Here is a 26,182-nt window from a genome sequence, read left to right on the forward strand (position 1 = left end):
CGAATCCTGATTTCCCCAACGCCGGCTAGGGGTCCGAAACCAGCGGCAGGGGCCGCCCGCCCTCGCGCTGGATGGAACAGTGGCGCACCACGTACAGCCCCGAAACCTCGTCGTGCCACTGGCCCTCGCCGGTGATGGCCTCCCAGTACTCGCCGTAGCGCCGGGAATACTCCTCGGCCACGATCTCGTCGCCGCGCCTGCTGGGCTCGGGCAGGCCGCTGCGCTCGGCCTCGCGGCGGAACTCCTGGAAGCGCATGTCTTCGCTGACGCTCTCGAAGACGAAGGCCAGGGGCGTGACGATGGGGATAAGCGGCGCCCCGGCGGCCACGGTGAGCACCACCTCGCCCGCCACGCCCATGCCCAGGCGCCCGAGCTTGCCGCCGCGCGCGCCCTCCCGCTCCTGCTGCGTGGCCGGGCGGAAGAGCAGCACGATGCGGCAGCCGTAAAGCTGCTGGAAATTCGTCTCCACATGGTAGTATCTGAGGGCCTGGGAGATGAACCCGGCCACATGGCCCAGGTAGACGCCCCGGGGCAGGTGGACGGTGCCCTGGTTCTGCTCTCGGGCGTGGAGCAGGCAGCCGAAGAGCGTGTCGGGCACGCCGCGCCCGCTGCTTTGGCCCTGGCGACAGGTCACGTCCACGTAGCCCCAGCCTTCGGGCAGGGCGGCGGGGTCCTGGTGGGCGGGTTCCGCCGGGGCGGCCTGACGCGCCGCGTAGCCCGCCAGGGGCGGTTTGGCGCATCCGGCCAGGATCAGCAGGGCGGCCAGGGCCAGGGCCAGCAGGGCCGGGCGCCCCGCCCTTGCGGGCGGCGGACCCGGCGGCGGACCCGAAAACAGACGGGGCGGCGGGCAGAACGGCGGGAGGCGGGACAGCTTCACGTGACAGGGCGCCCGGGCAACAGGTTCGTTGGACGACCGGAGAATAGCACAATGCCGGGCCGGACCACAACTCCGGCGGCTCCGGCCCCATGGAAAAGGATTCAATTTCCCGCCGTTTGCACGTATCCTGCGCCGCGAAACAGCGACAACACAACCCAGGAGCGACCATGACCCCCGACTACGGCTTCACCTCGGTGGCCAATCTGCGCTACGGGCGCTCGCCCCGGCTGGACGCCTGGCTCTTGCATTTCATGACCGAGAACAACCTCGACCACGCCATAGATCCCGAAAAGAACGCCTCCCCGGAGCAGATCCGCTTCATGGTCGCCCTGCCCGACGAGCAGTCGGTCTACGGCCCGTTCTCCGACCGGCGCCTGCCCCTGCTGCTCAGCTCGCGCATGGATGCCGGGCTGCGCCGCGAATACCACGCCAAGTGGCTGGCCCTGGTCGGGCTGGTGCGCCGCTTCGTGGGCGACCGCGCCCTGCGCAAGCGCATTCTGCTGCTGTGCAGCCACAAGTACCGCATGGTCCAGACCACGCCGATCATCATCCCCTCGCGGCTGATGAAGCGCTTCATCACCATCTTCCTGTCCCTGTGCGGCGAGGTCGACCCCTACCGGGGCATCAAGGCGCGCTACAACGCCCAGGCCCACGAGGCGACCGGTTCGCCCGAGCTGGACCGGCTGCTGAACGTCTGCCCCGGCGAGGCCCCGGCATGCCGCCGCCTGTCCGACTTCCGCTTCGACCTGGACATGATCGAACTGACCCGGCTGATGATCCTGTCCACCATGGCCGACATCTGGACCGGGCCTTACTACCAGGACGCCTGCGAGAAAATCCGCGACCACGACCTGGAGCACCACGAGGCCACCCGCCTGCTCGCCCGGACCTTCGCCCGGGGCCGGACCAAGGGTCTGAAAATCCTCTACCTGCCCGACACGGCGGGCGGCCTGATGTTCGATCTGCTCATCATCCGCACCTTGATCCGCCAGGGGCATCGGGTCGTCCTGGCCCTCAAGGAGGGCTTCCACTTCGACGCCCCGACCTTCTGGGACCGCTTCCACGACCCGGTGCTGCACCGCCAGCTCGAAGGCGCGCATTTCATGGAGGACAACCGCGCCAGCAAGAACGCCCTGCTGCGCGCCATGCGCGAGCACCCGCTGCTGGTCGTTTCCGACGGCACCCGCGAGGAGCTGAACCTCTACCGCACCAGCGTGACCTTCGCCCGGGCCTGGAAGGAGGCCGACCTGATCCTGGCCAAGGGCGAGCCGCAGCACCGCCGCCTGCTGCGCACGGCCCAGGAGTTCACCCGCGACATCTTGTGCTTCCACCGCGACGAGGGCGGCGCCTTCAGCCTGCGCGTGAAGCCCAGGGCCGAGTCGGTGGTCAAGTTCAGCGAGGGCGAACTGCTGGACAAGGCCGAGGAAATCATCGCCGCCATGCGCCAGGCCCGGACCCAGGGCCAGACCGTGATGTTCTACAGCGCCATCATCGGCTCCATCCCCGGCCAGACCTCCATGGCCATCAAGGTGGTCGACACCTTCGTGCGCGACCTGCGCTCCAAGCTGGAGCACGCCTACATCATCAACCCCGCCGAGCACTTCGAGGAGGGCATGGACGCCGACGACCTGATGTTCATGTGGGAGACGGTGCAGCGCAGCGGGATGATCCAGGTCTGGCGCTTCCAGACGACCCAGGACATCGAGCGCAGCTTCGAGCTGATGGGCAGCCGGGTGCCCCCGGCCTGGGCGGGCAAGGACTCGACTTTCTCCACCGGCTGCACCAAGGAGATGCGCATCGCCCTGGACATGCAGCGCAAGTATCCGGAAATGCAGATTATCGGCCCCAGCCCCGAGCGCTTCTTCCGCCGCAGCGAATACGGCGTGGGCAAGTTCAGCGACCAGGTGCTGGGCTAGGGGCAAAACCGGGGCGGGCCCGGGCGACGGACAAAAAGGAGCGGCCCGCACATCCTGTGCGGGCCGCGGCGGCGCCAGTGAACGGGCGCCCAAAGATGCCGCATACCCGGGTCCGGGATTCCCGGGTATGCGGCGACGGTCGGCCCGATGCCTCCCGTCCTGCCAATGCCTTCCCCCGGCGGTGCGGGGGGAAATATGCTGCCGCCGCGCGGGTCCGGGATTCCCGCGCGGCGGCGAAGCGGCCAGCCCGATGCCGACCGCCTACCCACTCGATCAGTTGCCCATGGCCCCTTGCAGGTCGGCCACGCCCACGGTCAGCGGGGTGCCGAAGTCCACGAACACGTCCTCGCCCTCGGCCCAGGCCACGCGGCCCGCGAGGTTGGCGGTTTCGGTGAGCAGTCGCAGGTCGAGGACCACGCTGTCGCCCACATGCAGTTCGCAGTAGTTCACGCCGCGCTGCTTGCGCAGCCGGGCGCCTCCGGGGTGGACGTTGACAAGGGAGATGGGACGCCGGAAGTTGCAGGCCGAAATCTCGCTGTCGTGCCTGAAGGCGAAGGCCATCGGCCTGATGCGCGCGCTCATGGCGGCTTCGTAGTGCTCGGAATGTCCCAAGGTCCCCTCCCCGTGCGGCCGCGTCCTGCGCGCCGCCTGTTCAAACATGCCCAGGCCGTATCAAGGAGCGTACCAAAGCGAAGCGCCGCAAAAATATTCCTCAAACTCCCCGCGCGGCAGGATCTTTGCGCCACAGGCCCGCCGCCCCCCCTGCCGCCGGGGCCGTATGTCCCGTCCAGTCTAATTGGACTGTCCATTAAAAATGGGCAATACGTCCAATCGAAAAAGACAAAACCGGCCCGGCGCCCGGCCTTGCCCCCGGCGACGTTTGCCCGTATGGTCCGCCTGCCGCCGCGGGCCGCACGGACCGGCCCGGCCCGGCGCCCGGCACCACGGAGCCAATCCATGAAGACCAAGGACCGCGCCCTGGAGATCGTGGCCCGCCTCAGGCGGCGCTACCCCGACCCCCGCTCGGAGCTGCACTGGCAAACCCCCTGGCAGCTCCTGGCCGCGACCATGCTCTCGGCCCAGTGCACCGACGCCCGCGTCAACGCCATCACCCCCGAGCTGTTCCGCCGCTGGCCCGACCCGGCCGCCATGGCCCTGGCCGACACCGCCCGGGTGGAGGAGGTCATCCACTCGGCGGGCTTCTTCCACCAGAAGGCCAAAAGCCTCGTGGGCGCGGCGGGGATCATCGTGGAGCGCCACGGCGGCCGGGTGCCCGCCGCCATGGCCGACCTCACGGCCCTGCCCGGCGTGGCCCGCAAAACGGCCAACATCGTGCTCTCCAACGCCTTCGGCCTCCAGGAGGGCATCGCCGTGGACACCCACGTCCGACGCCTGGCCGGGCGCATGGGCCTGACCCGCAGCCAGGACCCCGCACGCATCGAAAAGGACCTCATGGCCCTGGTGCCCCGGCCGGACTGGGGCGATTTCAACCACATGCTGGTGCTCTTCGGGCGCCAGGTCTGCCCGGCCCGCTCGCCGCGCTGCGCCGCCTGCGAACTGGCCGACATCTGCCCCAAACGCGGAGTGAAAAACGCGTGAACACGCAAGAGACGCTGACGCCCGCCGAGGCGGGCGCCACCCTGGACGCCCCGGGCGACTTCCAGGTTTTCGCCACCGAGGGCCGGGCCCGGCTGGGCGCCCTGCAAACAGCCCACGGCCTGGTGCGCACCCCGGCCTTCATGCCCGTGGGCACCGTGGGCAGCGTCAAGGGCGTGGACCCGCGCGACCTGACGGAAATGGGCGCCCAGATCATCCTGGGCAACACCTACCACCTCTACCTGCGCCCGGGCGACGAGGTGGTGGCCCGGCGCGGGGGGCTGCACCGCTTCAACGGCTGGCACGGGCCCATCCTGACCGACTCCGGGGGCTTCCAGGTCTTCAGCCTGGCCGGACTGCGCGACATCACCCCCGACGGCGTGGAGTTCCGCTCGCACCTGGACGGCTCGAAGCATTTCTTCTCGCCCGAGAAGTCCATCGCCATCCAGCAGAACCTGGGCTCGGACATCATGATGGTCTTCGACGAATGCGCCGCCGCCGGAAGCCCGCGCGACTACGTGGTGCGCGCCCTGGAACTGACCACGGCCTGGGCCCGGCGCTGCCGCGAGTTCCACGAGCCGGGCAAAAACGGGCAGCTCCTCTTCGGCATCTGCCAGGGCGGCTTCCACGAGGACCTGCGCGAGCGCAGCATCGAGGAACTGACCGCCATCCCCTTCGAGGGCTATGCCCTGGGCGGGCTGTCCGTGGGCGAAACCAAGCCCGAGATGCTGCGCATCCTGCGCCACTCGGCCCCGCTGCTGCCCGCGGGCAAGCCGCGCTATCTCATGGGCGTGGGCACGCCGCTGGACATCCTGGACGGCATCGAGGCGGGCATCGACATGTTCGACTGCGTGCTGCCCACGCGCAACGCGCGCACCGGCACCCTGTTCACCTCCCTGGGCCGCGTGAACATCAAGCGCGCCGAGTACAAGGAGGACGACGCGCCCCTGGACCCGGCCTGCGGCTGCTACACCTGCCGGACCTTCTCGCGGGCCTACCTGCGCCACCTCTACGTCAGCCGCGAGTTGCTCGCCTACCGGCTGAACACCATCCACAACCTGACCTACTTCCTGGACCTGACGCGCGGCGCGCGCGAGGCGTTGCGCCAGGGGCGTTTCGCCGCCTACAAACAGGCCGTGGAGGCCGTGTACGGAGTCAACGCATGATGCGCATCCTGAGTCGTCTGTTCACGGTGGTCGGGGCCCTGGGGCTGGCGGCGCTGCTGGTCGGGGCGGCGGCCGTGGCCGTTGTCGGCGGAAAGATCGCGGTGCAGGACGCGCCGGAGCCCGCCGATGTCATGGTCGTCCTCGGCGGGCAGTATCAGCGCCCGGCATACGCCGCCCGGCTCTACGCCCGGGGGCTGACGCCCGAAATCTGGGTCTCGCGCCCCAAGCCCCCGGAGGACGCGGCCATGCTGCCCCTGGCGGGGGTGGACCTGCCGCCGCAGGAGGAAGTCTACCGCCGCCTGCTGGTGCGCGGAGGCGTGCCCGAGGCGGCCATCCACCTCTACGGCCGCGAGGTGCAAAGCACCGCCGAGGAGGCCGCCCTGCTGGCCGGGCACCTCGGCGCCCGGCCCCGGGGCCTGCCGAAAACCCTGCTGCTGGTCACCTCGCCCTACCACATCCTGCGTGCGCGGCTGATCTTCGAGGCCGCCCTCCCGGGCACGCGGGTCCTGGCCGTGGCCTCGCCCGACGAGCCCTTCCCCCGCCCGTGGTGGAGCAACCAGGGCAGCGCCGTGCGCGTGGTCAACGAGACGGTCAAGCTGTTGTGGTATTTGCTGGGCGGACGATTCTCCACCTCGGCACCCGCCGCGTCGTAAGGTTCCCCTTCCGTTCCCGGGCCGCCCCCCGGGTCGACGGCCCGGCCCGCGCGGCACCCGGCGGCGGCCTGTGAAACAGGGCCGCCGCCTTGACGCCGTGTGCGGTCTTAAATAGGTTCTTCCTATCGAACAAGGAGGAACCGAAAGAAAATGAAAATACTTCTGCACGTCACGAGCCCGGACCCGGAAACGCGCTGGAATGCCCTGCGCTTCGCCAACCTGCTGCTGAGCAGGGACGAGGACGTGACCATCTTCCTGGACGGCCCGGCGGTGGAATACTGCGCGGGCGACTGCGAGGCCCTCGGTCTGGCCGTGCAGGCCAAGACCTTCGCCCTGTCCGAGGGGGTTCTGCTGGCTTGAGGCAAGAGCATGGGCATCCACGGTGTGGATGCGGACGACTTCCTGCGCAAATCGACCCAGCTCGAACTCTATGCACTGCTCACGGCCGCCGACAAGGTGCTGTCCTACTAGCCTCAGGCCATGGGCTTGCGGTTGGATGGCCGCAGGGCGGGCAGGATGCGGTAGATGTCGGCCAGGATCTTCTCGCGGTGCTGCATGGCGGAGGCGCGGTTGGCCATGATCATGTCCAGTTGGCGGGTGTGCATGGTCAGGTAGCCGAGCAGCTTCAGCCGCTCGCAGGTCAGCGGCCGGGGCATGCCCTCGTAGCGTGAGGACAGGCTGTCCCCGCGCACTTCCGAATAGAACCCGAACTGCTCCAGGATTCCGGCGATGAACACCGCGCGGCGCCTGCGCCGGGCGTGGTCCGCCGCGCCGCCCGCAAAGCGGAAGTTGATGTAGTTCTGCGAGGGGCTGTCGGTGACCAGGGCCTCCACGGTGGAGAAGTGGAACCCGAAGCGCGATTGCAGGTTGCAGTAGCTGCGGGTGATCATGAAGTAGTTGCGGTTGGCGAACTTGCTGCGCAGGACGGGGTTGAGGGCCGGGTTGGTGGCCGCCTCGAGCACGATGGTCATGAAGCCCCGGGCGTCCACGCGCGGCGGCCCGGCCCAGGGCACGGCGCTGATGCCGTCCCACAGGGCGAGCATGGGCACCGAGCGGATGTCCTCCAGGTCCACGTAGGCTCCGTCGCCCGGGCCGTCGATGCCGTCCTCCAGGTCCATGACCCAGAACTGCACGGGCGTGCCGTCGCGCAACTGCTTGCCCGGGCAGTCGCCGTGCTCGCGCTCCTGGCTGCTCTCGAACATCTCGGCCACGGACTTCTCGTGGCAGAAGCGCGTGATGTCGTGCAGGGTCATGACGTTGCAGGCCCGGAACTCCGGGGCGTCGGGGTCGGTCAGGTTCAGGGGCACGATGAGCCTGCTGACCTCCTGAAGCAGCGAGTGCACCGGGCTGCCCTCCATGAGGTTCGGGCGCGGGGCCGCATGGCGCAGCAGGGCCTCGACGCAGCCGGGGTAGACCGCGCCGATGTCGGCGTCCACCGTGGCCACCTGGCCGCTTTCCACCGCCGTCACGGCCCCGGCGGCGCCGGTGATCATCGGCACGCCGAACTCGCGGGCCACGTTGGCCAGGTGCCCGGTGACGCTGCCCTGTTCGGTGACCACCGCCGAGGCCCAGTTGAGCAGCGAGGCCCATTTGGGCAGGGCGAAGCGCGCCACGAGCACCCCGCCCTGGGGAAAGGTCAGGGCGTCGGGGTCGCGCTCGACCACGTGCACCGGCCCGCAGCCCACGCCCGGGGCCGCCGTCACCGCGCCGCCGACCAGGGGCGTGCCGTGGGCCGAGGGGTCGCGCCGGGGTGCCGGGGCGTCGTCATGGCGCGGCGGCGCGGCCACGGACAGCGGGCGGCATTGCAGGATGGAAAACCCGCCCTCGCGCTCCAGGGCCCATTCGATGTCCTGGGGCGAACCGTAGTGCTCCTCCAGCAGCGCGGCCAGCCGCGCCAGCTCCACGGCCTGGGCGTCGGTGAGCGAGGGTTTGGAAATCAGCTCGTGCTCCTGCTCCTGGGCCACCACCCCGGCCTCGGGGCGGCAGACGTAGAGCGTGCGCTTCTCGGCCACGCGCCGCTCGCGCACGGCCATGGTCCCGTCCGGCCCCTGGCGGGCGACCACGAAGCGGTCGGGCGTGCCGACCCCGTCCACCACCAGCTTGGGCAGGCCCCAGGCCGAGCTGATGTACACCGCGTCGTCGCGGACCTTGAAGGGGCTGCGTGAATAACACACCCCGCCGGACACGGGGTCGAGCATGACCATGGCGCCCACGCACATGGCCGCGTCGGAGTCGCGGATGCCCCGGTTCAGGCGGTAGGTCAGGGCCGGAAGGCTGTACATGCTGGCCACCACCTCCTTGTAGGAGCGCATGAGCTGGTGGCCGCCGACGTTGAGGATGGAGCGGAACTGCCCGGCGAAGGAGGCTCCGGCTGCGTCCTCGCCCAGGGCGCTGGAGCGCAGGGACACGCGCACCCCCGGGCGGGTGGCCCGCTCCAGGCGCTGGTACTGCCCGAGCAGGGCCTCCACCAGCGCGTCGGGCAGCGGGTGGTCCACGATGAGCCGCTGGATGGCCTCGGACAGCTCGAAGCGCTCGCTCATCTCCTCCACGCGGGTCGTGAGCAGCCGCTTGCCGATCTCGTCGCGCAGGCCCTGGTGGTCCATGAACGCCGAAAAACCCCGCGCCGTGACAACGAACCCCGGAGCCACGGGCAGGCCGATGCGGTTCTTGATCTCGCCGACGTTGGCCATCTTGCTGCCCACCCAGTCGGCCATGGACTTGTCCACCTCGTCCAGGGGCATGACCAGGGGCACGTCGCCCGCGCGGCGTCCGGTTTCCAGCAGGGCGCTGACCTCGCGGCGGATGTCGTCGAAGCGGTCGGCCAGGATGGAATAGCGCCCCGGGGCGATGCCCTCCAGGTGGCGGATGATCTCCTCCACGTTGACCACCACGGTGGTGCACTTGGCGCGGATGAAGGACATGCCGAACACCCGGCGGCCGCGCCGGGCGTCCTCCATGTCCGTCATGGCCTCCAGGGCCTTGGCGTTGGCGCCGAGCAGGCGCTTGAAGTGCTGAAACTGCATGGAGCACGCCTGGCGCGCGCGCTCCTTTTCCTGCTCGGTCTGCTCGCGGTCCGCGCCGTTCAGCCCGAACGTCCGGTCCACCCATTCCGTCAGCCAACCCATGTGCGCACCCTCCGCCCGGGGGGCCGTAAAACCAGGGCCGCCGCCCCGAAGCCCGGAGCGGCGGCCCGCCTTGCGGGCCACCAGGCATCATGCCCGAGTGGCCCGCCGGGGTCAAAGCCCGTCTTACGCTTCCTTCTTGTGGCCCTTGGTCATGGCCAGGCCCACGCCCTCGAAGAAGTAGAAGATGGTCATGCCCCACCACAGGGTGTAGATGACATAGAACACCAGGGAGAAGGTCAGGATGCCCGCGCGCGAGCCCGCGCTCTCGGGGGTGATGCCGTAGTAGTTGTAGCCGACCTCCACGCCCTTGGTGATGACCGAGCTGACGGTCTTGGCCAGGGCCACGTTCTCCTTGCCCCCGGCGCGCTTAAGTTCGTCGTCCATGGCCGTGAGCGCCTTCCACCAGATGAACAGGGCCTCGCGTTCGTCCATGCCGTAACGCGCGGCGACCTCGTTGCCCCGGTTTTCGAACATGGCCTCGGCGTCGGCCAACGCCGCGCCCAGAATGGCCCCCAGGTCGCCGGACAGGGTCACGCTCTGCCCCTGGACCCCGGCCTGGGCCACGGCGCCGAGCACCCGGGCGGCCTTGGCCGCCACATCGGCGCCGACCACGGCCACATCCTCGTGGCCCTCGGTCTTGCCGTCCACGAATTCCAGGGTCAGGGCCACGGGCGTGCCCTGGCGCTTGGCCACCGATGCCTTCAGGCCCGGAATGTAGTTGCTCGACCCCTTGGAGATGGAGTTGAACAGCCGGTCCGAGGCCTTGAGGGCGTTTTCACCATTGAAGATGGGGCTGAACATGGCCAGGAGCAGGCCGAAGAAAATCACGGCCATGACCATCGACAACGTGAGCTTTTTCTTGCTGGGAGCGGGCATGGCTACGCTTCCTCCTTGAGCTGCTTCATACTGGTCAGGAACTTGCCGATGACCCAGACCGCGAAGATGCCGATGACGATGAAGAACAGGATGTTCCCCGTCACGTCGAAGATATGGTACAGGCTCGGGTTGTGCGGAAGCTGCTTCATCTCGGCCAGCTTGCCCGGCAGGGCGAACAGGCGGTTGACGAAACCGGCGATGATGGACAGCGCGTAGAACCCGCGGATGTAGATGCCCGGCACGACCTTGGTGGCCATGGCCCCGACCTGGATGCCCAGCAGCGAGCCGATGAGCATGCCCATGGCCAGGGTGTAGAAGATGAAGCCGTACACCGCGTACTGGGCGATGGACGCGTACCCGGCGGTGAAGATGATCTGCAGGATGTCCGTGCCCACGGTGGTGAAGGAGGACACGCCCAGGATGTAGACGAACATGGGGAAGGTCAGGAAGCCGCCGCCCACGCCCATGATGGCCGCCGCGAAACCCACGATGGAGCCGCACACGGCCACGAACAGCGCGCTGATCTTCTTGCCGCCGGGGGTCAGGTCCTCGTCGAAGGTGATCATGGGCGGGATGTTCTTGGACTGGAGGCGCTCGGGCAGGGAGCGCCCGCCGCCGGAGGAGGCCGCCGGGCCGCCGTGGGCGTCGCCGCCGCCGGCCTTGCGCATGCGCAGGAAGTCCGTCAGGGCGTAGATGCCCAGAAAGCCCAGCAGAAACACGTAGATCACGCTGATGAACGTGTCGGAGAGCACCGGGTTGGTTTCATACAGCGCGCGGTTGATGACGCCGCCGCCGGTGACGCCGATGCCCGCGCCGACCAGGAAGGCCACGGCCAGCGCCACGGACACGTTGCCCAGCTTCTTGTGGATGGCCGTGCCCATGATGGCCTTGGCGAAGATGTGGAACAGGTCCGTGCCCACGGCCAGGATGCCCTTGACCCCCGCGCTCATCAGCGCCGGGGTGATGATGAACCCGCCGCCCGCGCCGATGCAGCCGGTGATCAGCCCGGCGCACAGGCCGATGACGATGGAAACCCCGAAGATGGTCGGGGTGTAGTAGGCCGGGCTGTAGGCCTTGTGCCCGCCCAGGATGCCGGGCAGATCCGGCGCGGCGATGGCCAGGGAGCCCAGCACGATGGGCACCACCATGGCCGCCAGGATCCACATTTTGCGTTTGCTGGACAGGATGTTCCGCGAGGTTTCCAGGTCCCACTTGGCGTAGGCGATGGAGCTTTCGAGCATCGTCCGGTAGAGTCGTCTGCCGATATTCATACCCTTTCGTCCTCCGGTATCAGGTCGTGGAAATGCGTCTGTTCCGTCTCGCTGGGCCGCTGCGGCGCGGGCGCGGCGCCGGGCCCGGCCCGGGTGTCCGGGCCGGGGGCCCGGCCCCGGGGCCCGGGTCTGCCGGGTTGGGAGGCCACGGCCTCGCCGACGGCCTCCATGATCTCCTCCAGCCCGCAGGGCTTGGCCAGGCAGCGGCAGGCGCCGCCCCCGGCCCCGGGCAGCGCCCGGTTGCTCAAAAGAACAAGCGGCATTTCGGGCGCCACGGCCCGCAGGACGGTGAAGGGCTCCAACCCGTCGACCACCGGCAGGGCCAGGTCGAGCACCGCGCAGTGGAATTCGTCGCGCCGCAGGATGCGCAGGGCCTCGGCCACGCAGGCCGCGCCCACGGCCTGCACCCCGCGCCGCCCCATGCGCCGGGCCAGCACGTCCAGGTGGGCCGGCTCGCCCAGCAGCAGCAGCACCCGCAGCCCGGGGGTCATGCCCGGTCCTCCCCGGCGGGCAGGCGCACCAGGAAGGTCGTGCCCTCGTTCTGCCTGCTCTCGACCTCGATCTCCCCGCCCATCTTCTTGACGATGCCGTAGACGATGGACAGGCCCAGGCCCGTGCCCTTGCCCACGGGCTTGGTGGTGAAGAAGGGCTCGAAGATGCGCCCCAGGTTGGCCTTGGGGATGCCCTCGCCCTGGTCGGCCACGCCGAGGACCACCCGCCCGCCCTCCAGCCGGGTGGACACCTGCACCAGCCCGCCGCGCGGGCCCGAGGCGTCCACGGCGTTGTTGATGAGGTTCAGGAGCACCTGCTGCATCTCCGAGGGCGAGGCCAGCACCGGGGGCAGGTCCGGCGCCAGGGCCAGCGAGAGGTCCACTCCGCTGTAGCGCGCGCGCTTCTCCGACAGGCCGACCACCTCGGCGACCACCGCGTTCACGTCCAACGGCCGGGCCACGGGGTCGATCTTGCGCGCGAAGGAGAGCAGCTTGTGGGTGATCTCGCGGCAGCGGCGGCCCTGGGTGCGGATCTGGGTCAGGGACTTCTCGATGTCCGCACGGTCGGCCTCGGGCAGCTCCAGGTCGGCGCACACGTCGCCCACCCAGCCCGCCTCCTCCAGCATGATGGCCACGGGGTTGTTGATCTCGTGGGCGATGCCCGCCGCCAGCTCGCCCACCGAGGCCATCTTGCCCGTCTCGATGACCTGCTCGTTCATCACGGCCCGCTCGGCGTCGGCGGCCTCGACGGCCCGCACCACGCGCGCCGACAGCCACAGGCCCATGACCACGATGGCCGCCGCGCCCAGGCCCAGCACCACGAGCACGTGGCGCCGGGCCGTGCGCAGGGCGGCGAAGGCGTCGGCGCGGGCCTGCTGGTAGACCAGCAGCCAGCGTCCGTCCTTGAGGGGCGCCATGACGTAGAGGGTGTCCGTGCCGTGGGGGTCGAGGCGCTCCTGCACGGCCACGGCTCCGGGGGCGGTGGCGCGCATGAGGGCCGGACCCAGACCCGGGGCCTGCTCCGGAGCCTGCCCCGGGGCCTCGGCCGGGGCGCCGAGCTGCGCGGCGAGCCAGCCCGTGTCCGGCAGGACCGCGCCGCGCGGGGCCGTGGTCTGGAAGCGCCCGGCACCGTTCACGATGTACGCCTCGCCCGTGCGTCCGATGCGGATGTTCTCCACCAGGGCGTTGAAGGCCACGAAGTCGATGGTCGCGCGCAGAATCCAGTGCTCGCCGCCGCGCTCCCGGCGCACGGCGATGATGAAATGCGGCAGCCCGCGCAGGCCCAGGAACACGTCGCTGATGAACACCTCGCTCCGCATGGCCTCGCGGAACCATTCGGCCCCCGAGTAGTCGGCCCGGCCGAGCTGGAAGGGCCCCGCGTAGGCCTGCTGCACGCCCCGGGCGTCCACCACGCCCAGGTCCACGAACACGCCCTGCATCTCCTCCTGAAGCAGGAGCAGCTCGCGGCCCAGGCGCCCGGGGGCGCACAGTTCGTCGAAGCTGGTGGAACGCGCCAGGGCGCGGACCTCGCCGCGCTTCTCGCGCAGGAAAAAATCGATGAGCTGCTGGTGCTTCTGGACCACCTCGCGCAACTGCTCCAGCACCTTGGCCTCGTAGGACTCGTGGAACTGGGAATTGCTGATGGCCGCGACGAGCACCAGGGGCGTCAGCGAGACGAGGATGACCATGGCCGCGATGGCCCGGCGCAGGGTGCGGTAGTAGCGCGGGGAATGCAGATCCTCGGGGCGCAGGCGCAGGAGTTTGTTCATGCGCCCTCCTTCGGCCCGCCGGGCCCGGGCAGGAGATTGCGGGCGGCATCGAGCAGGGCGCCGGGGTCGCCGGTCTTTTCGACCACCGCCCCGGCCAGGGCCAGGGCCGGGTGCCCGGCGGCCTCGGGCATCAGCGCGTGCAGCACCAGCGGGCGCAGCGCCGCGCCGTCGGCCTCGCGCAGGCCCTCGTCCAGGAAAGGCAGCTCCAGGTCCACCACGAACACGTCGGGCCGGGGCAGGGCCCGGGCCGCGCGGCGCAACGCGGCGCCGTCGGCGGCCAGAACCACGCGCCAGCCCCGGGCCGCGAACTCGCGCGCCAGGAAACGGCGGATGCGCGGGTTCTTCTCGGCCAGGGCCACCAGCGGGACCTGCGGGAGGGGCTCGGAGACGCTCATGCCCCGTAAAAAGCAATGCCTGTGCCAATGGGAACGGCGCCGCACGGGAATCGCAATGCGCTGAAATGCAAGGCGTTCACAAGCTCAAACGCAGGGAAGGGCCGCCCGGGGCCGCGCGAGGTGTCAGGATTTTTTACACCCTGTAAAACCGGAGGGGATTGCCGTTCAGAACCCCAGGCTGCGGCCGAGCAGCATCAGCCCGAGAGCGAAGACCAGGGCCGTGAGCAGCGCGCGGTAGGCGCCGTCGCCCAGGCGCAGGTAGGCCCGCCGCCCGGCCAGCACCCCGGCGACCATGAACGGCGCGCAGACCAGGGCCAGACGCATGGCTTCGGGCGTCACCAGCCCCTGCCAGGCCTGCATCGCGCCCACGAACAGCCCGGTGGTGCAGAAAAAGCCCACCAGGGTGGCCTTGATGCGGTCCTTGTCCCAGGGTTGCAGGGACACGTAGACCAGGATGGGCGGCCCCTGGGCGCTGAGGGCTCCGCCCAGGCACCCGGCCGTGAAGCCCGCCAGGGCCATCCACACCGGCCCCACCCGGCGCGGCGCGGGGCGCACCAGCCACTGGTGCAGGGCATAGAACACCAGGAGCGCGCCCAGGGCGCCCTGAAGCCAGATCACGGGCAACACCGTCAGCAGCCACACGCCCACGGGGATGCCCGGCAGGGTGGCGACCGTCAGGGGGACCACGCTCTTCCAGTCGGCCCGGAAGCCGTGCTGCCAGAGGATGAGCAGGTTGAGCACCTGGGCCAGCAGCATGAGCGTCACCACGGCCAGCCGGAAGTCGATGAACCAGGCCAGGATGGGCAGGGAGAAGAAGATGAATCCGAAGCCCGCCGTGCCCTGGAGGAAGGCGGCGGCAAGAACGACGCAGGCGATGGCGAGGGTGGTGGCGGACAGCATGGAGCCTCGTTGGTGAGCGGGCGCGGGGCGGGGCGGGATGCGCGGCGCGCACCGGCGGTCATAGCGCCGCCCGGGGCCGGAAGTCCAGCGCCGGGAGGGCCTTTTTCTCCCGGCGGCTGGACAGGATGGCGGATTTGATTCTACACCTTGGCCCCGAAGGAGGACGCCGCCGGGCCCAAGCCACCCCGGCACGGCCGCAGCACATGCCAGACCGCTCCAGCCCCCCCGCCCCCCTGCGCAGGCGCCTGACCGTCACCGGCGCCGTACAGGGCGTGGGCTTCCGGCCCTTCGTCTACCGCATCGCCCGCGAGCACGGGCTGACCGGCAGCGTGCGCAACACGCCCGAGGGCGTGGCCGTGGAAGTCCAGGGGCCGCCCGGCGCCGTGGACGCCTTCGAGCACGACCTGCTGCACCGCCTGCCGCCCCTGGCACGCATCGTCTCCTGCGTGCGCCGCGAGCTGGACGCCGTGCCCGGCGAGGCGGCCTTCGCCATCCTGGCCAGCACGGCGGGCCAGGGCCACAACGTGCTCATCAGCCCCGACACGGCCACCTGCGCCGACTGCCTGGCGGACATGGACGACCCCGCCGGGCGGCGCCACGACTACCCCTTCACCAACTGCACCAACTGCGGCCCGCGCTACACCATCACCCGCAGCGTGCCCTACGACCGGGCCACCACGTCCATGGCCTGCTTCCCCCTGTGCCCGGACTGCGCCCGCGAATACGCCGACCCCGCCGACCGGCGCTTCCACGCCCAGCCCAACGCCTGCCCGGTGTGCGGGCCGCGCCTGTGGCTGGCCGAGGCCTCGGGCCGCGAGCTGGCCACAGGCCGGCAGGCCATCGCCGCCGCCGCCCGGGCCCTGGCCGGGGGCGGCCTCGTGGCCATGAAGGGCCTGGGCGGGTTCCACCTCGTCTGCGACGCGGCCGACGCCCGGGCCGTGGCCCTGCTGCGCGAGCGCAAGCACCGCTACGGCAAGCCGCTGGCGGTCATGGTCGCCGACGCGGACGCGGCCGGGGCCCTGGCCGCGCTGGACGGCCCGGCCCTGGCCCAACTGACCGACCCGGCGCGGCCCATCGTCCTGGCTCCGGCGCGGCTGCCATCGCCCCTGGGCGCCGCCCTGGCCCTGCTTGCGCCGGATACTCCGGAGCTGGGCCTGATGCTGCCCTACACGCCGCTGCACCACGTGCTCTTCAAGCGCTACGCCACGGCCCGGGCCGAGGCGGACGCGCCCGCCGCCCCCGGGGCCCCGCCCTGCCTTCCGGCCCTGGTCATGACCTCGGGCAACCTGAGCAGCGAGCCCATCTGCACCGGCAACCGCGAGGCCCTGGCCCGGCTGGCCGCCGTGGCCGACCTCTTCCTGCTGCACGACCGCGACATCCTCGTGCGCTGCGACGACTCCGTGCTGCGCGTGGTGGACGACGGCGCGCCGGACGGCCCCGGGCCGCAGTTCCTGCGCCGGGCGCGCGGGTTCACGCCCGCCCCGGTGTTCCTGTCGCGCTCCGGGCCCACGGTGTTCGGCGCCGGGCCCGAGCTCAAGGCCACCCTGTGCCTGACCAAGGGCGACCAAGCCTTCGTCAGCCAGCACATCGGGACCATGGAGAACCTGGAAACAAACGGATTCTACCAGGAAATGGCCGCGCACCTGGAGGACATCCTGCGCGTGCGGCCCGAGGCCGTGGCCCACGACCTGCACCCCGACTTCATGACCACGGCCTTTGCCCGCGACTACGCCGCCGCGCGCGGGCTGCCCCTTTTCCCCGTGCAGCACCACCTGGCGCACATCCACGCCGTGCTGGCCGAGAACCGCTTCGACGGCGCGGCCATCGGCCTGGCCCTGGACGGCACGGGCCTGGGCGAGGACGGCACCCTGTGGGGCGGCGAGTGTCTGCTGGTGGACAACCGGGAGCCCTGCCACGAGCGCCTGGGGCATTTCAGCCCCGTGCGCCTGCCGGGGGGCGAAGCCGCCATCCGCGAACCCTGGCGCGTGGCCCAGGCCTGCCTGCACGCCCTGGGCGTCGCCGAACCCATGGGCCGCCCCTGGCCCTGGCTGGCGGCCCACGGCCCGGCCTCGGCCCTGGTCGGCCAGATGCTCCGACGCGGGCTGAACAGCCCGTGGACCACGAGTTGCGGGCGGCTTTTCGACGCCGTGAGCGCCATGCTGGGCGTAAAACTCACGGCGGCCTACGAGGCCGAGGCGGCCATCGCCCTGGAAAGCGCGCAATACGCGCCGGGCGGCGGGCCCGGCGACTTCCCCGGCGACGGCGCGGGCTACGACGTGCCCCTGCGCGGCGCCGCCCAGCCCGCGCAGCTCGACACCCTGGCCCTGTTCGCCCAGGTGCTGGCCGACTGGGAGGCCGGGGTGCCCGCCGGGGAGATCAGCCGCCGTTTCCACCTCGGGCTGGTACGCGGTCTGGCGGACATGGCCGCCGCCTTCGCCGCCGCCACGGGCCTTGCCCACGTGGCCCTGTCCGGCGGGTCGATGCTCAACCGGACCCTGGCCACCCTGCTGCCCCGGGCGCTGCGCGCGCGCGGGCTCACGCCCCTGGTCCACCGCGCCCTGCCCCCGGGCGACGGCTGCATCAGCCTGGGCCAGGCCGCCCTGGCCCTGCGCCTGCTGGAGGGCGCGCAAGGGGGAATCTGCTCCCGGGGTTTGTCATCGCCAACGGAAATGTGATAGGGATACGCAGAACCCGTTGACCCTCTGCCCCGGAGCCGTCATGCGCCGCGCCCCCGCCCTCCTGTCCTCGCCAGCGCCGCACCGCCTCGCTTTCGCCGCCGCCCTCGCGCTGCTGCTTGCGCTGTTTGCCGCACCGGGCCCCGCCATGGCGCGCGTGGTCACCCTGGCCACCCTCGACTGGGCGCCCTACATCAGCCCGCACCTGCCCGGCCAGGGCTACGTGGCGGCCATCGCCCGCGAGGCCCTGGCCCGCTCGGGGCTGGAGGCGCAATTCGTCTTTTTGCCCTGGCTGCGCGCCGTGGAAGGCGCCCAGGACGGGCACTACGACGGCTACCTTCCGGCCTACGCCGACGCCGACGCCACCCGGGGCATGGTCTGTTCCCAGCCCTTCCCCGGCGGGCCCCTGGCCCTGTTCGCCCGGGCCGACTCCACCCTGACCTACGACGGCGTGGACGACCTGCGCGGCTTGCGCGTGGGCGTGGTCCTGGGCTACAGGAACACCCGGGTCATCGACCACACCCCCGGGCTCGACCTGCGCCGCAGCCCCGACGACCTGACCAATTTGCGCACCCTGCTGGCCGGGCGGGTGGACGTGGCCGTGGCCGACGCCTACGTGGCCGCCCATCTGGCTCCGGAACTGGACCGCGAAAAGGGGGACCTGCGCCTTGTGGCCGTGCTCGAGAAAAAATCCCTGACGGCGTGCTTCGCCGAGGTCCTGCCGGACCACGCGGCCCTGGTCGGCGCCTTCAACCAGGGCCTGGCCGCCATGCGCGCCGACGGCACCCTGGAGCGCCTGCTGCGCACCCACGACTGCGCCCCGGCCCACCTCTCCGCACCCTAGGCGCAGCCGGGTGCGCGCCCGCGGCGCCCCGGCCCCCTGGCGGACGGCGCTCCCCGGCCGCCGACAAACCCGCCAGCCCCCGCCGCCCGGGCCCGGCCCGGCGGCCTTGCAATCCGGGAGTCCAGTGCCTATATTGGCGGGCTCCACCAAGAACCACGACCCCGGATTGCCATCATGCCCTACAAAGGCCCGCACATATCCATTTCCCCCGATCCCCTGGTCCAGCGCGTGCTGGGCCTTTCGCCCGGGGAATTCAAGGCCTGGCCCGAACACGTCCGCGAGGCGGCCCTGGAACTGACCGCCGAGCTGTTCCTCATCCGCTACAACCCGTTCATCGACCCCGAGCTGGTCTGGAAGAACGTCCAGACCTCCTTCGCCCAGACCAAGCTGGCCATGGCCGAGGAGTATTCCTCCGCCCTGGCCACGGGCATGTTCCGCTTCTGGAACCGCTTCCGCGACGACCAGAAGTTCCGCGAGGAGCTGGTGCGCCGCCTGGGCCAGATGCTGCCGCGCGAGTGCGTGGACGCCCGGCCCAATTCGCGCGTGGAATGCGCCACCGACGCCACCGACCTGCGCATGGAGCTGCCCCTGCTGGTGCTCAAGCCCCGGACCACCCGCCACATCCAGGACATCGTGCGCCTGGCGGACGAGATGGGCTTCTCCATCGTGCCGCGCGGCGGCGGCTCGGGGCTCACGGGCGGGGCCATCCCCGCCGACGCGCGCACCGTGGTCCTCTCCCTGGCGGGGCTGGACGCCGTGCTGGACGTGGACCCCGAAGAACGCACCCTGTGCGTGCAAAGCGGCGCCATCACCATGGACGCCATCTCGGCGGCCGCCGCCAGGGGCCTGCTCTTCACCGTGGACCCGGCCTCCAAGACCGCGTCGAGCATCGGCGGCAACATCTCCGAAAACTCCGGCGGCCCCTTCGCCTTCGAGTACGGCACGACCATCGACAACATCCTGTCCTACCGCATGGTCACCCCGAGCGGCGAGCTCATCGAGGTCCGCCGCAAGGACCATCCGCGCCACAAGATCCTGGAAACCGACGTGGCCGTGTTCGAGGTCTTCGACGAGGCCGGGGCCCGGGTGGACACCGTGACCCTGCGCGGCGACCAGTTGCGCGGCAAGGGCCTGGGCAAGGACGTGACCAACAAGTACCTGGGCGGGCTGCCCGGCGTGCAGAAGGAGGGCGTGGACGGCATCATCACCGAGGGCTGCTTCACCTGCTACCCCCAGCCCGCCCATTCGCGCGTGCTCTGCCTGGAGTTCTTCGGGCGGACCATGCACCCGGCCATGCTCGTCATCCGCGACGTGGTGGCCCTGCGCGACACCATCCGCCGCCAGGGCGACCTGGTGAAAATCTCGGCCCTGGAGGAATTCGGCCCCAAGTACGTCCAGGCCATCGACTACCAGAAGAAGTCCATGCGCTACGAGGGCGAGCCCATCTCCGTGCTCATCATGCAGCTCGACTCCGACGACGAGGACGCCCTGGATCAGGCCGTGCAGGCCGTGGTCGACATCGCCGAACCCTACGACACCGTGGACGCCTTCGTGGCCCGCGACCCCATGGAGGCCGAAGTCTTCTGGGAGGACCGCCACAAGCTCTCGGCCATCTCCAAGCGCACATCCGGCTTCAAGATCAACGAGGACATCGTCATCCCCCTGGAGGTCATCCCCCAGTTCTCGGACTTCCTGGAACAGTTGAACCTGGTGTTCATGGCCAAGGCCTACCGCGCGGCCTTGCAGGACGCCGGGCGCCTGCCGGGATTCGGCGTGTCCGACAAGTTCGTGAACATGGAGTTCACCTACGCCTCGCGGATCATCAACGGCGAGATCGGCGCCGACGAAATCAGCGATTCGGAACTGGAAATCCAGACCCATTATTTCTTCCGCGACCTCAAAAGCCGCTACCCCGACCTGGGCCCCGAGCTGGACGCCATCTCCGCCCGCATGCAGGCCACGCGCATCGTCATCGCCAACCACATGCACGCGGGCGACGGCAACTGCCACGTGAACATCCCGGTCAACTCCAACGACCCGCAGATGATGCACCTGGCCGAGGAGGCCGTGGAGCGCGTGGTCGACAAGGTCCACGCCCTGGGCGGGGCCGTGTCCGGCGAGCACGGCATCGGCATCACCAAGATCGGCTTCCTGCACGAGGACAAGATCCGCGCCCTGGCCGACTACAAGCGCAAGGTGGACCCGCGCGGCCTGCTGAACCCCGGCAAGCTCGTGCGCCGCGAGCTGCCCGTCACGCCCTACACCTTCTCCTTCAACAAGCTCATCCAGGACCTGGGCCGCACCGGCCTGCCCGACAAGCAGCGGCTCATGAGCCTGCTCACCAACGTGCAGACCTGCACCCGCTGCGGCAAGTGCAAGTCCGTCTGCCCCATGTACTCGCCCACGCGCGGGCTCATCCACCACCCGCGCAACAAGAACATCAGCCTGGGCGCCCTGGTGGAGGCCATCTACTACACCCAGGTCACCAAGGGCGAGCCGGACCAGACCCTGCTGCGCCAGCTCCGCGAGCTGGTGGACCACTGCACGGCCTGCGGCAAGTGCATGAGCGTCTGCCCGGTGAAGATCAACACCCCCGAGGTGACGCTGCACATGCGCACCTTCCTGGAGGAAAAAGGCGCGGGCGGCCATCCCCTGAAATCGCGCATCCTGCATTTCCTGGCAGGCGACCCCGCCCGGCGCGTGCCCAAGGCGGCCAAGGCCGCGGCCCTGGGCCAGGCCATGGGCAACCGCGCCGTGGGGCTCATCCCCGCGCCGTGGCGCAAACGGGCCCAGAGCCCGCTCTTCCAGGGCAAGGGGCCGCTGCTCGGCTTCCAGCACCTGGCCGACACCCTGCACCTGGGCCGGGCCTCGTTCTTCGCGCCCGAGGGCGCCGGGGACGACGCGCCCACGGTGTTCTACTTTCCGGGCTGCGGAGCCGGGCTGTTCACGCGGGCCATCGGGCTGGCCGGGCTGTACCTGCTGCTGCGCGCCGGAGTGCGCGTGGTGCTGCCGCCCGAGCACATGTGCTGCGGCTACCCGCTGTTGGCCGCGGGCTGCGAGCAGGCCTTCAACGCCAACCGCCTGCGGAACATGGACCGCCTGGCCGACCTCATGCGCCGCGCCGCCGGGGCGGGCCTGGCCCCGACCCACGTGCTGACCTCGTGCGGCACCTGCCGCGAAGGCCTCAAGGAATACCACCTCGACGCCTTCACCAGCCCCATGGCCCATCGCGACGTGGTCCAGTACCTCATGGAAGCCGCGCCCCCGGCCGGGATCGAGCCCCAGGGCGGCCCCCTGCTCTACCACGCCGCCTGCCACGCCGAATGGTCGGGGGTCAAGGCCGCCCAGGCCGGGAAGAAATACGCCGCCGCCCTGGCGGAGATCACCGGGGCCGGGGTCACCCTCTCCCCGGGCTGCTGCGGCGAATCGGGCATGGGCGCCATGACCACCCCGGCCATCTACAACCGCCTGCGGGCCCAGAAGCAGAACATCCTGGAGGCCGGGCTGGCCGACTATCCGGCGGACGCGCCCATCCTGGTCGGCTGCCCCTCGTGCCGCATCGGCGTGGCCCGCTGCCTGATCAACATGGGCCGGCACCACCCGGTGCTGCATACCCTGGAGCATCTGGCGGCCCTGGCGGGCGGCCCGCGCTGGCGCAAGGAGCTGCTGGCGGCCCTGGGCGCACCGGGGGCCGGGCTGCCCGGCGTGCGCATTGCCCGCCTGGGCCAGCCGGGAGCCAAAGGCTAGCGGCCGTGCGCACCCTGGGCATCGACTTCGGCCTGAAGCGCGTGGGGCTTGCGCTGTCCGACCCGCGCGGGACGCTGGCCTTCCCCTACCGGACCATCACGCGCACCACGCGCGACGCGCTGTTCGCCGAACTGCTGGCGGTCATCGCCGCCGAGGGCGTCCAGGCCGTGGTGGTCGGCCTGCCCCTGACCCTGGACGGCCAGGACTCCATGACCACCCGCCAGGCGCGCAATTTCGCCGCCAGCCTGGCCCGGCGCACGCCCCTGCCCGTGGCCCTGGCCGACGAGCGCCTGTCCAGCGCGGCGGCGGACGACGACCTGGACGCCGCGGGCCTGCGCGACCGCGACCGGCGCAAGGCCGCGCGCGACCAGCAGGCCGCCGTGCGCATCCTGCAAACCCATCTCGACGAATGCGGCCCCGGGGCGGGCGCGCAGGGCAAGGCGTGAACCCGGCGGCGCGACTGCGCGAGGCCCTGGCGGCCCGGCGAAGCCTGCGCCTGACGCTCTACGCCCTGGCCCTGGTGCTGGCGGCGGCCCTGGCCGTGGGCTCATGGGGCCTGTGGCGCTTCCAGACCTTCCTGGACAGCGCCCCCGAGACCCCGGGCCGCGAGGTGGTCGTGGACATCGTTCCGGGCAGCGCCCTGGCCCGCGTGGCCGCGCAACTGGAGCGCGAGGGCGTGGTCACCGACGCGCTGCTCTTCCGCCTGCTGGGGCGGCTGGACGGCCAGGGGGCCCGGGTGCGCGCCGGGGAGTTCGCCCTGCACACGGGCTGGCCCCCGCGCCAGGTGCTGCGCGCCCTGACCGAGGGCCAGACCGTGCTGCACAAGCTGGTGCTGCCCGAGGGGCTGACCTGGTGGCAGGCGGGGCGCGTGGTCGAGCAATCCGGGCTGGCCAGCTTCGAGAGCTTCGAGCGCGCGGTGCATGACCCGGCCCTGCTCGCCGCGTACAACATCCCCGGCCCCAGTGCCGAGGGGTTCCTCTACCCCGAAACCTATCTCGTGCCCCGGCCGAGGGACGGCGACGCCGCGCCCATCGTGGCGGCCATGCTCGCGGCGTTCTGGGCCCAGGCCGGGGCCCGGTTGTGGCCCGACGGCCCGCCCCCGGCGGACGAAGTGCTCCGGCTGGTGACCCTGGCGGCCATGGTGGAGAAGGAAACCGCCCTGCCCGGGGAACGCGCGCGGGTGGCCGGGGTCTACGCCAACCGCATCCGCCTGGGCATGCTCATGCAGTGCGACCCCACGGTGATCTACGGCCTGGGGCCGGACTTCAACGGCAACCTGACCCGGGCCGACCTCCAGGACGAGGCCAACCCCTACAACACCTACCGCCGCAAGGGCCTGCCCCCGGGGCCGATCTGCTCCCCGGGCCTGGAGGCCCTGCTGGCGGCCCGAAGCCCCGAAAAACACGCCCTGCTCTACTTCGTGGCCCGGCGCGACGGCAGCCACGTTTTCAGCCGCAGCCTGGACGAGCACAATAGCGCCGTGCGCGAGCACCAGCTCCGCCGCCGCTAGATCCTCTCAGCCCGTCACCTCCTGCGGCGCGCCCGCCAGCCGGGCGTACAGCCGCGCCAGATACAGGGCGTCCTCGCCGATGGTGCGCACCGGGGGCACGCCGGCGGCCAGGGCTTCCAGAAGCCCCGGCTCCCCGGCCACGCGCTCCAGCAGCCCGGCCAGGGCCGCCTCGTCCCCGGGCGGAAACAGCAGCCCGCCCCCGCCCCCGGCCAGGGCCTCTTCCAGCGCGGGAATGCGCGAGGCCAGCACCGGCACTCCGGCCAGAAAAGCCTCGCGCACCGTGAGCCCGAAGCTCTCGGCCCGCGACGGCTGGACCACCACGTCCAGCCCGGCCAGGATGCGCGGCAGGTCCGCCGGGCCGTAGGTGCCGTGCCAGACCACCCCGGGGGTCTCCAGCAGGGATTCCAGCTCGCGGGCGAAGTCGCGCCCGGCGCTGCCGCCGTGGATATGCGCCTCCACCAGCCCGGGCGGCAGGCGCCGCACGGCGCCCACGAGCACATCCTGGCCCTTGGCGCGGCCCAGGCTGCCCAGGCAGCCCACGCGCAGGGGCGCCCCCTCCGGGCGCGGAACGCGCGGCAGCGGCGCGAAGCCCGCAATGCCCAAGGGCGCGCAGACGACCTTCTCGCGCGGCAGCCCGGCGCGCAGCAGGTTGCGCCGGGTGTAGCGCGAATTGGCCAGCAGGCGGTCGGCCCGGCCCAGGGCCCCGGCAAGGGCCCGGGCGCGCCCGGCCATGAGCCCGGCGAGCGTCTCCAACGGATAGACCCGGCCCACGTGGGGCACGCGTTCGAGCAGGCAGCGAGCGCAGACCTCCGGGCCCGGCGGGCTCTCGGCGCACAGCGCCCCGTCCCAACGCACGTAGTGGCACTGGTTGCAGTCGAACCACGCGTCGTGCACGGTCATGACCACGGGCAGCCCCGCGTCCTTGCAGGCCGGGATGACCGAGGCGGAAAAGCCGATGAGGTGGTGGACATGGACCAGCGTGGTGCCCCGCCCGACCAGGAAGGCGGCCAGGGCCGCGCCCAGCTCCGGGTCGGTGTGCCGCGACTCGAAGGTCGGCTTGAGGGGCGCGGGGAAGGCCGTGAAAGGCACGCCCTGGACGGTCACGGTGCGCGGGCCGGAGGACTCCCCGGGGCGCAGGGGCAGCGGGTGGACGCACTCCACGGGAATGCCCAGGCGCCCCAGGGCCCGGGCCAGGGCCAGCACGTACAGTTCCACCCCGCCGGGGCGGGCGACGGGGCTTTCGTGCAGCACCAGGGCAACACGGGGGACGGTGGACATGGGCGCTCCTTGTGGCGGCGGCGCGGGCCTCAGGCCGCCGTGATGTAGTGGACCCCGGGGCGGAAGCCGCGCGCCTCCAGAAAGGCCCCGATGTCCTCGCGGGCGCCCCGGCTGGCGACGTAGGACAGGGCGAAACATGCCTGCGGGCCGGGCAACTCGTGGCGATGGACCACCGGCACCCCGGCGACGGTGTTGCCGATCTTGCGCGGGTCGATGTCCGCCCAGGCGGCGATGCGCACGCCGTGGTCTTCCAGCAGAGCCGCGCGCCTGCGCGTGACGCGCCCGGCGCCGAGGACGACCACCTCGGGATGATGCGGGTTGTGCAGCGCCAGCCAGCGCGCCAGATATTCGGCCTTCACGCGGTAGAAGGCCTGGAGGTCGTAGCGCGGATCGGTGCGCGAGGCGCGCTCCGGCGGATCGTTCCAGACCAGCAGCGCCTGGGGCAGCTTGTCCATGCGCACCCCGGCCTCGAACCAGCGCAGCCACATCTCGTAGTCCTCGGGAAAGTCGCCCTGGCGCGCGCCGCCGTGGGCGGCCACCAGTTCGCGGCGGAACATGACCGAGGGGTTGGCCAGGGGCGCGTCCACGAAGCGGGCCAGGCTCATGGCCTCGTGGGTCAAAAGGGCGTTGGTCCAGTCCACGTGGGCGGCGTACCCCGCGCAGGCCTCGCGGCTGCCGCCGAACTCCACGCGGCAGGCCACCACCCCGGTGCCGGGGTGCTCGCGCAGGTGCGCGGCCTGCAGCTCCAGGCGCCGGGGCAGGCAGCGGTCGTCGGCGTCCATGCGCGCCACGAAGGCGCCGCGCGCGGCGGCCACGGCGGCGTTGAAGGCGTGGGCCACGCCCCGGTGGGGCAGGTAGAGCGGGCGCACGCGCGGGTCGCGCGCGGCGTAGGCCGCCAGCACCTCGGGGGTGGCGTCCATGGAGCCGTCGTCGGCGACGACGATCTCGAAATGGGTGTGGGTCTGGGCCAGGAGGCTGTCCAGGGCGGCGGGCAGGGTCGGCCCCGCGTTGAAGGCGGGCAGGGCGACGGAGACTTCGGGAGGCGTGCTGTCCATGGCGGTGCGGGCTCCGGGCGCTGGCGAAAAACGCAAAA

At 71.2% G+C, this 26,182-nt stretch carries 21 protein-coding genes; 10 read left to right on the forward strand and 11 right to left on the reverse strand.

The window, feature by feature from the left end; genetic code table 11:
* Positions 1-25: 25 nt before the first annotated feature.
* Entirely contained in the window at positions 26-877 is an 852-nt protein-coding gene (locus ACZ5KV_RS03240; protein WP_464240907.1) for a hypothetical protein, read from the reverse strand.
* A 167-nt stretch (positions 878-1,044) separates the two neighbouring features.
* Here ACZ5KV_RS03240 and ACZ5KV_RS03245 point away from each other — a divergent pair, with 167 nt between their 5' ends.
* Entirely contained in the window at positions 1,045-2,793 is a 1,749-nt protein-coding gene (locus tag ACZ5KV_RS03245) for an ARMT1-like domain-containing protein (RefSeq protein WP_464240908.1), read from the forward strand.
* Between the two features lie 273 nt (positions 2,794-3,066).
* Here ACZ5KV_RS03245 and ACZ5KV_RS03250 read toward each other — a convergent pair whose 3' ends face one another.
* The gene (locus ACZ5KV_RS03250) at positions 3,067-3,405 is read right to left on the reverse strand and encodes a hypothetical protein (RefSeq protein WP_464240909.1); all 339 of its coding nucleotides are present in this window, start codon (positions 3,403-3,405) and stop codon (positions 3,067-3,069) included.
* A 345-nt stretch (positions 3,406-3,750) separates the two neighbouring features.
* On the opposite strand from ACZ5KV_RS03250, the gene nth reads away from it, so the two are divergent.
* The 4 genes from nth (at position 3,751) to ACZ5KV_RS03270 (ending at position 6,568) form a co-directional block, all read left to right on the forward strand.
* Positions 3,751-4,392: an endonuclease III gene (gene nth / locus ACZ5KV_RS03255; protein WP_464240910.1), complete on the forward strand. Its 642-nt coding sequence runs from the start codon at positions 3,751-3,753 to the stop codon at positions 4,390-4,392.
* A 41-nt stretch (positions 4,393-4,433) separates the two neighbouring features.
* A complete protein-coding gene (gene tgt, locus ACZ5KV_RS03260) occupies positions 4,434-5,555 on the forward strand; it encodes a tRNA guanosine(34) transglycosylase Tgt (RefSeq protein ID WP_464241799.1) in 1,122 nt (373 codons plus the stop codon).
* The gene (locus ACZ5KV_RS03265) at positions 5,552-6,208 is read left to right on the forward strand and encodes a YdcF family protein (RefSeq protein WP_464240911.1); all 657 of its coding nucleotides are present in this window, start codon (positions 5,552-5,554) and stop codon (positions 6,206-6,208) included. The genes tgt and ACZ5KV_RS03265 overlap by 4 nt, the downstream gene beginning before the upstream one ends.
* 150 nt (positions 6,209-6,358) lie before the next feature.
* The gene (locus tag ACZ5KV_RS03270) at positions 6,359-6,568 is read left to right on the forward strand and encodes a hypothetical protein (RefSeq protein ID WP_464240912.1); all 210 of its coding nucleotides are present in this window, start codon (positions 6,359-6,361) and stop codon (positions 6,566-6,568) included.
* A 113-nt stretch (positions 6,569-6,681) separates the two neighbouring features.
* Here the strand turns inward: ACZ5KV_RS03270 and ACZ5KV_RS03275 are convergent, their stop codons facing one another.
* The 7 genes from ACZ5KV_RS03275 to ACZ5KV_RS03305 all read right to left on the reverse strand — a co-directional run bounded on the left by ACZ5KV_RS03275 (position 6,682) and on the right by ACZ5KV_RS03305 (position 15,035).
* Positions 6,682-9,333: a PEP/pyruvate-binding domain-containing protein gene (locus tag ACZ5KV_RS03275; RefSeq protein WP_464240913.1), complete on the reverse strand. Its 2,652-nt coding sequence runs from the start codon at positions 9,331-9,333 to the stop codon at positions 6,682-6,684.
* Between the two features lie 123 nt (positions 9,334-9,456).
* Positions 9,457-10,209: a hypothetical protein gene (locus tag ACZ5KV_RS03280; RefSeq protein WP_464240914.1), complete on the reverse strand. Its 753-nt coding sequence runs from the start codon at positions 10,207-10,209 to the stop codon at positions 9,457-9,459.
* 2 nt (positions 10,210-10,211) lie between these two features.
* Entirely contained in the window at positions 10,212-11,480 is a 1,269-nt protein-coding gene (locus tag ACZ5KV_RS03285) for a sulfite exporter TauE/SafE family protein (RefSeq protein ID WP_464240915.1), read from the reverse strand.
* Positions 11,477-11,971 (reverse strand): response regulator, encoded by a 495-nt coding sequence (locus tag ACZ5KV_RS03290; RefSeq protein WP_464240916.1) that lies wholly within the window; start codon positions 11,969-11,971, stop codon positions 11,477-11,479. Before ACZ5KV_RS03290 ends, ACZ5KV_RS03285 begins: the two co-directional genes overlap by 4 nt.
* The gene (locus ACZ5KV_RS03295; RefSeq protein ID WP_464240917.1) at positions 11,968-13,740 is read right to left on the reverse strand and encodes a sensor histidine kinase; all 1,773 of its coding nucleotides are present in this window, start codon (positions 13,738-13,740) and stop codon (positions 11,968-11,970) included. Before ACZ5KV_RS03295 ends, ACZ5KV_RS03290 begins: the two co-directional genes overlap by 4 nt.
* Positions 13,737-14,135, reverse strand: coding sequence for an ANTAR domain-containing protein (locus ACZ5KV_RS03300; RefSeq protein ID WP_464240918.1), 399 nt, complete (start codon positions 14,133-14,135; stop codon positions 13,737-13,739). The genes ACZ5KV_RS03295 and ACZ5KV_RS03300 overlap by 4 nt, the downstream gene beginning before the upstream one ends.
* Before the next feature lie 165 nt (positions 14,136-14,300).
* Complete coding sequence (locus tag ACZ5KV_RS03305; protein WP_464240919.1) at positions 14,301-15,035, reverse strand: sulfite exporter TauE/SafE family protein; 735 nt, start codon at positions 15,033-15,035, stop codon at positions 14,301-14,303.
* Positions 15,036-15,238: 203 nt separating this feature from the next.
* Between ACZ5KV_RS03305 and hypF the strand changes: the two genes are divergently transcribed.
* The 5 genes from hypF to mltG all read left to right on the forward strand — a co-directional run bounded on the left by hypF (position 15,239) and on the right by mltG (position 23,811).
* Positions 15,239-17,710: a carbamoyltransferase HypF gene (gene hypF, locus ACZ5KV_RS03310; protein ID WP_464240920.1), complete on the forward strand. Its 2,472-nt coding sequence runs from the start codon at positions 15,239-15,241 to the stop codon at positions 17,708-17,710.
* Positions 17,711-17,753: 43 nt separating this feature from the next.
* Positions 17,754-18,554 (forward strand): substrate-binding periplasmic protein, encoded by an 801-nt coding sequence (locus ACZ5KV_RS03315; protein ID WP_464240921.1) that lies wholly within the window; start codon positions 17,754-17,756, stop codon positions 18,552-18,554.
* A gap of 174 nt (positions 18,555-18,728) precedes the next feature.
* Positions 18,729-22,301, forward strand: coding sequence for an FAD-binding and (Fe-S)-binding domain-containing protein (locus ACZ5KV_RS03320; RefSeq protein ID WP_464240922.1), 3,573 nt, complete (start codon positions 18,729-18,731; stop codon positions 22,299-22,301).
* A gap of 5 nt (positions 22,302-22,306) precedes the next feature.
* Positions 22,307-22,747, forward strand: coding sequence for a Holliday junction resolvase RuvX (ruvX, locus tag ACZ5KV_RS03325; protein ID WP_464240923.1), 441 nt, complete (start codon positions 22,307-22,309; stop codon positions 22,745-22,747).
* Positions 22,744-23,811: an endolytic transglycosylase MltG gene (gene mltG, locus ACZ5KV_RS03330; protein WP_464240924.1), complete on the forward strand. Its 1,068-nt coding sequence runs from the start codon at positions 22,744-22,746 to the stop codon at positions 23,809-23,811. The genes ruvX and mltG overlap by 4 nt, the downstream gene beginning before the upstream one ends.
* A 6-nt stretch (positions 23,812-23,817) precedes the next feature.
* On the opposite strand, the gene ACZ5KV_RS03335 is transcribed toward mltG, so the two are convergent.
* Complete coding sequence (locus ACZ5KV_RS03335) at positions 23,818-25,089, reverse strand: glycosyltransferase (protein ID WP_464240925.1); 1,272 nt, start codon at positions 25,087-25,089, stop codon at positions 23,818-23,820.
* Positions 25,090-25,118: 29 nt separating this feature from the next.
* Positions 25,119-26,144: a glycosyltransferase family 2 protein gene (locus ACZ5KV_RS03340; protein WP_464240926.1), complete on the reverse strand. Its 1,026-nt coding sequence runs from the start codon at positions 26,142-26,144 to the stop codon at positions 25,119-25,121.
* Between the last annotated feature and the right edge of the window lie 38 nt (positions 26,145-26,182).

This window comes from Desulfocurvus thunnarius (genome assembly GCF_055390965.1).

Bases quoted from the DNA above. Each gene is read 5' to 3' on its own strand.
- ACZ5KV_RS03245 (WP_464240908.1), top strand. From the start codon at position 1,045: ATGACCCCCGACTACGGCTTCACCTCGGTGGCCAATCTGCGCTACGGG.
- nth (WP_464240910.1), top strand. From the start codon at position 3,751: ATGAAGACCAAGGACCGCGCCCTGGAGATCGTGGCCCGCCTCAGGCGG.
- ACZ5KV_RS03265 (WP_464240911.1), top strand. From the start codon at position 5,552: ATGATGCGCATCCTGAGTCGTCTGTTCACGGTGGTCGGGGCCCTGGGG.
- ACZ5KV_RS03270 (WP_464240912.1), top strand. From the start codon at position 6,359: ATGAAAATACTTCTGCACGTCACGAGCCCGGACCCGGAAACGCGCTGG.
- ACZ5KV_RS03275 (WP_464240913.1), bottom strand. From the start codon at position 9,333: ATGGGTTGGCTGACGGAATGGGTGGACCGGACGTTCGGGCTGAACGGC.
- ACZ5KV_RS03280 (WP_464240914.1), bottom strand. From the start codon at position 10,209: ATGCCCGCTCCCAGCAAGAAAAAGCTCACGTTGTCGATGGTCATGGCC.
- ACZ5KV_RS03285 (WP_464240915.1), bottom strand. From the start codon at position 11,480: ATGAATATCGGCAGACGACTCTACCGGACGATGCTCGAAAGCTCCATC.
- ACZ5KV_RS03290 (WP_464240916.1), bottom strand. From the start codon at position 11,971: ATGACCCCCGGGCTGCGGGTGCTGCTGCTGCTGGGCGAGCCGGCCCAC.
- ACZ5KV_RS03295 (WP_464240917.1), bottom strand. From the start codon at position 13,740: ATGAACAAACTCCTGCGCCTGCGCCCCGAGGATCTGCATTCCCCGCGC.
- ACZ5KV_RS03300 (WP_464240918.1), bottom strand. From the start codon at position 14,135: ATGAGCGTCTCCGAGCCCCTCCCGCAGGTCCCGCTGGTGGCCCTGGCC.
- ACZ5KV_RS03305 (WP_464240919.1), bottom strand. From the start codon at position 15,035: ATGCTGTCCGCCACCACCCTCGCCATCGCCTGCGTCGTTCTTGCCGCC.
- hypF (WP_464240920.1), top strand. From the start codon at position 15,239: ATGCCAGACCGCTCCAGCCCCCCCGCCCCCCTGCGCAGGCGCCTGACC.
- ACZ5KV_RS03315 (WP_464240921.1), top strand. From the start codon at position 17,754: ATGCGCCGCGCCCCCGCCCTCCTGTCCTCGCCAGCGCCGCACCGCCTC.
- ACZ5KV_RS03320 (WP_464240922.1), top strand. From the start codon at position 18,729: ATGCCCTACAAAGGCCCGCACATATCCATTTCCCCCGATCCCCTGGTC.
- ACZ5KV_RS03335 (WP_464240925.1), bottom strand. From the start codon at position 25,089: ATGTCCACCGTCCCCCGTGTTGCCCTGGTGCTGCACGAAAGCCCCGTC.
- ACZ5KV_RS03340 (WP_464240926.1), bottom strand. From the start codon at position 26,144: ATGGACAGCACGCCTCCCGAAGTCTCCGTCGCCCTGCCCGCCTTCAAC.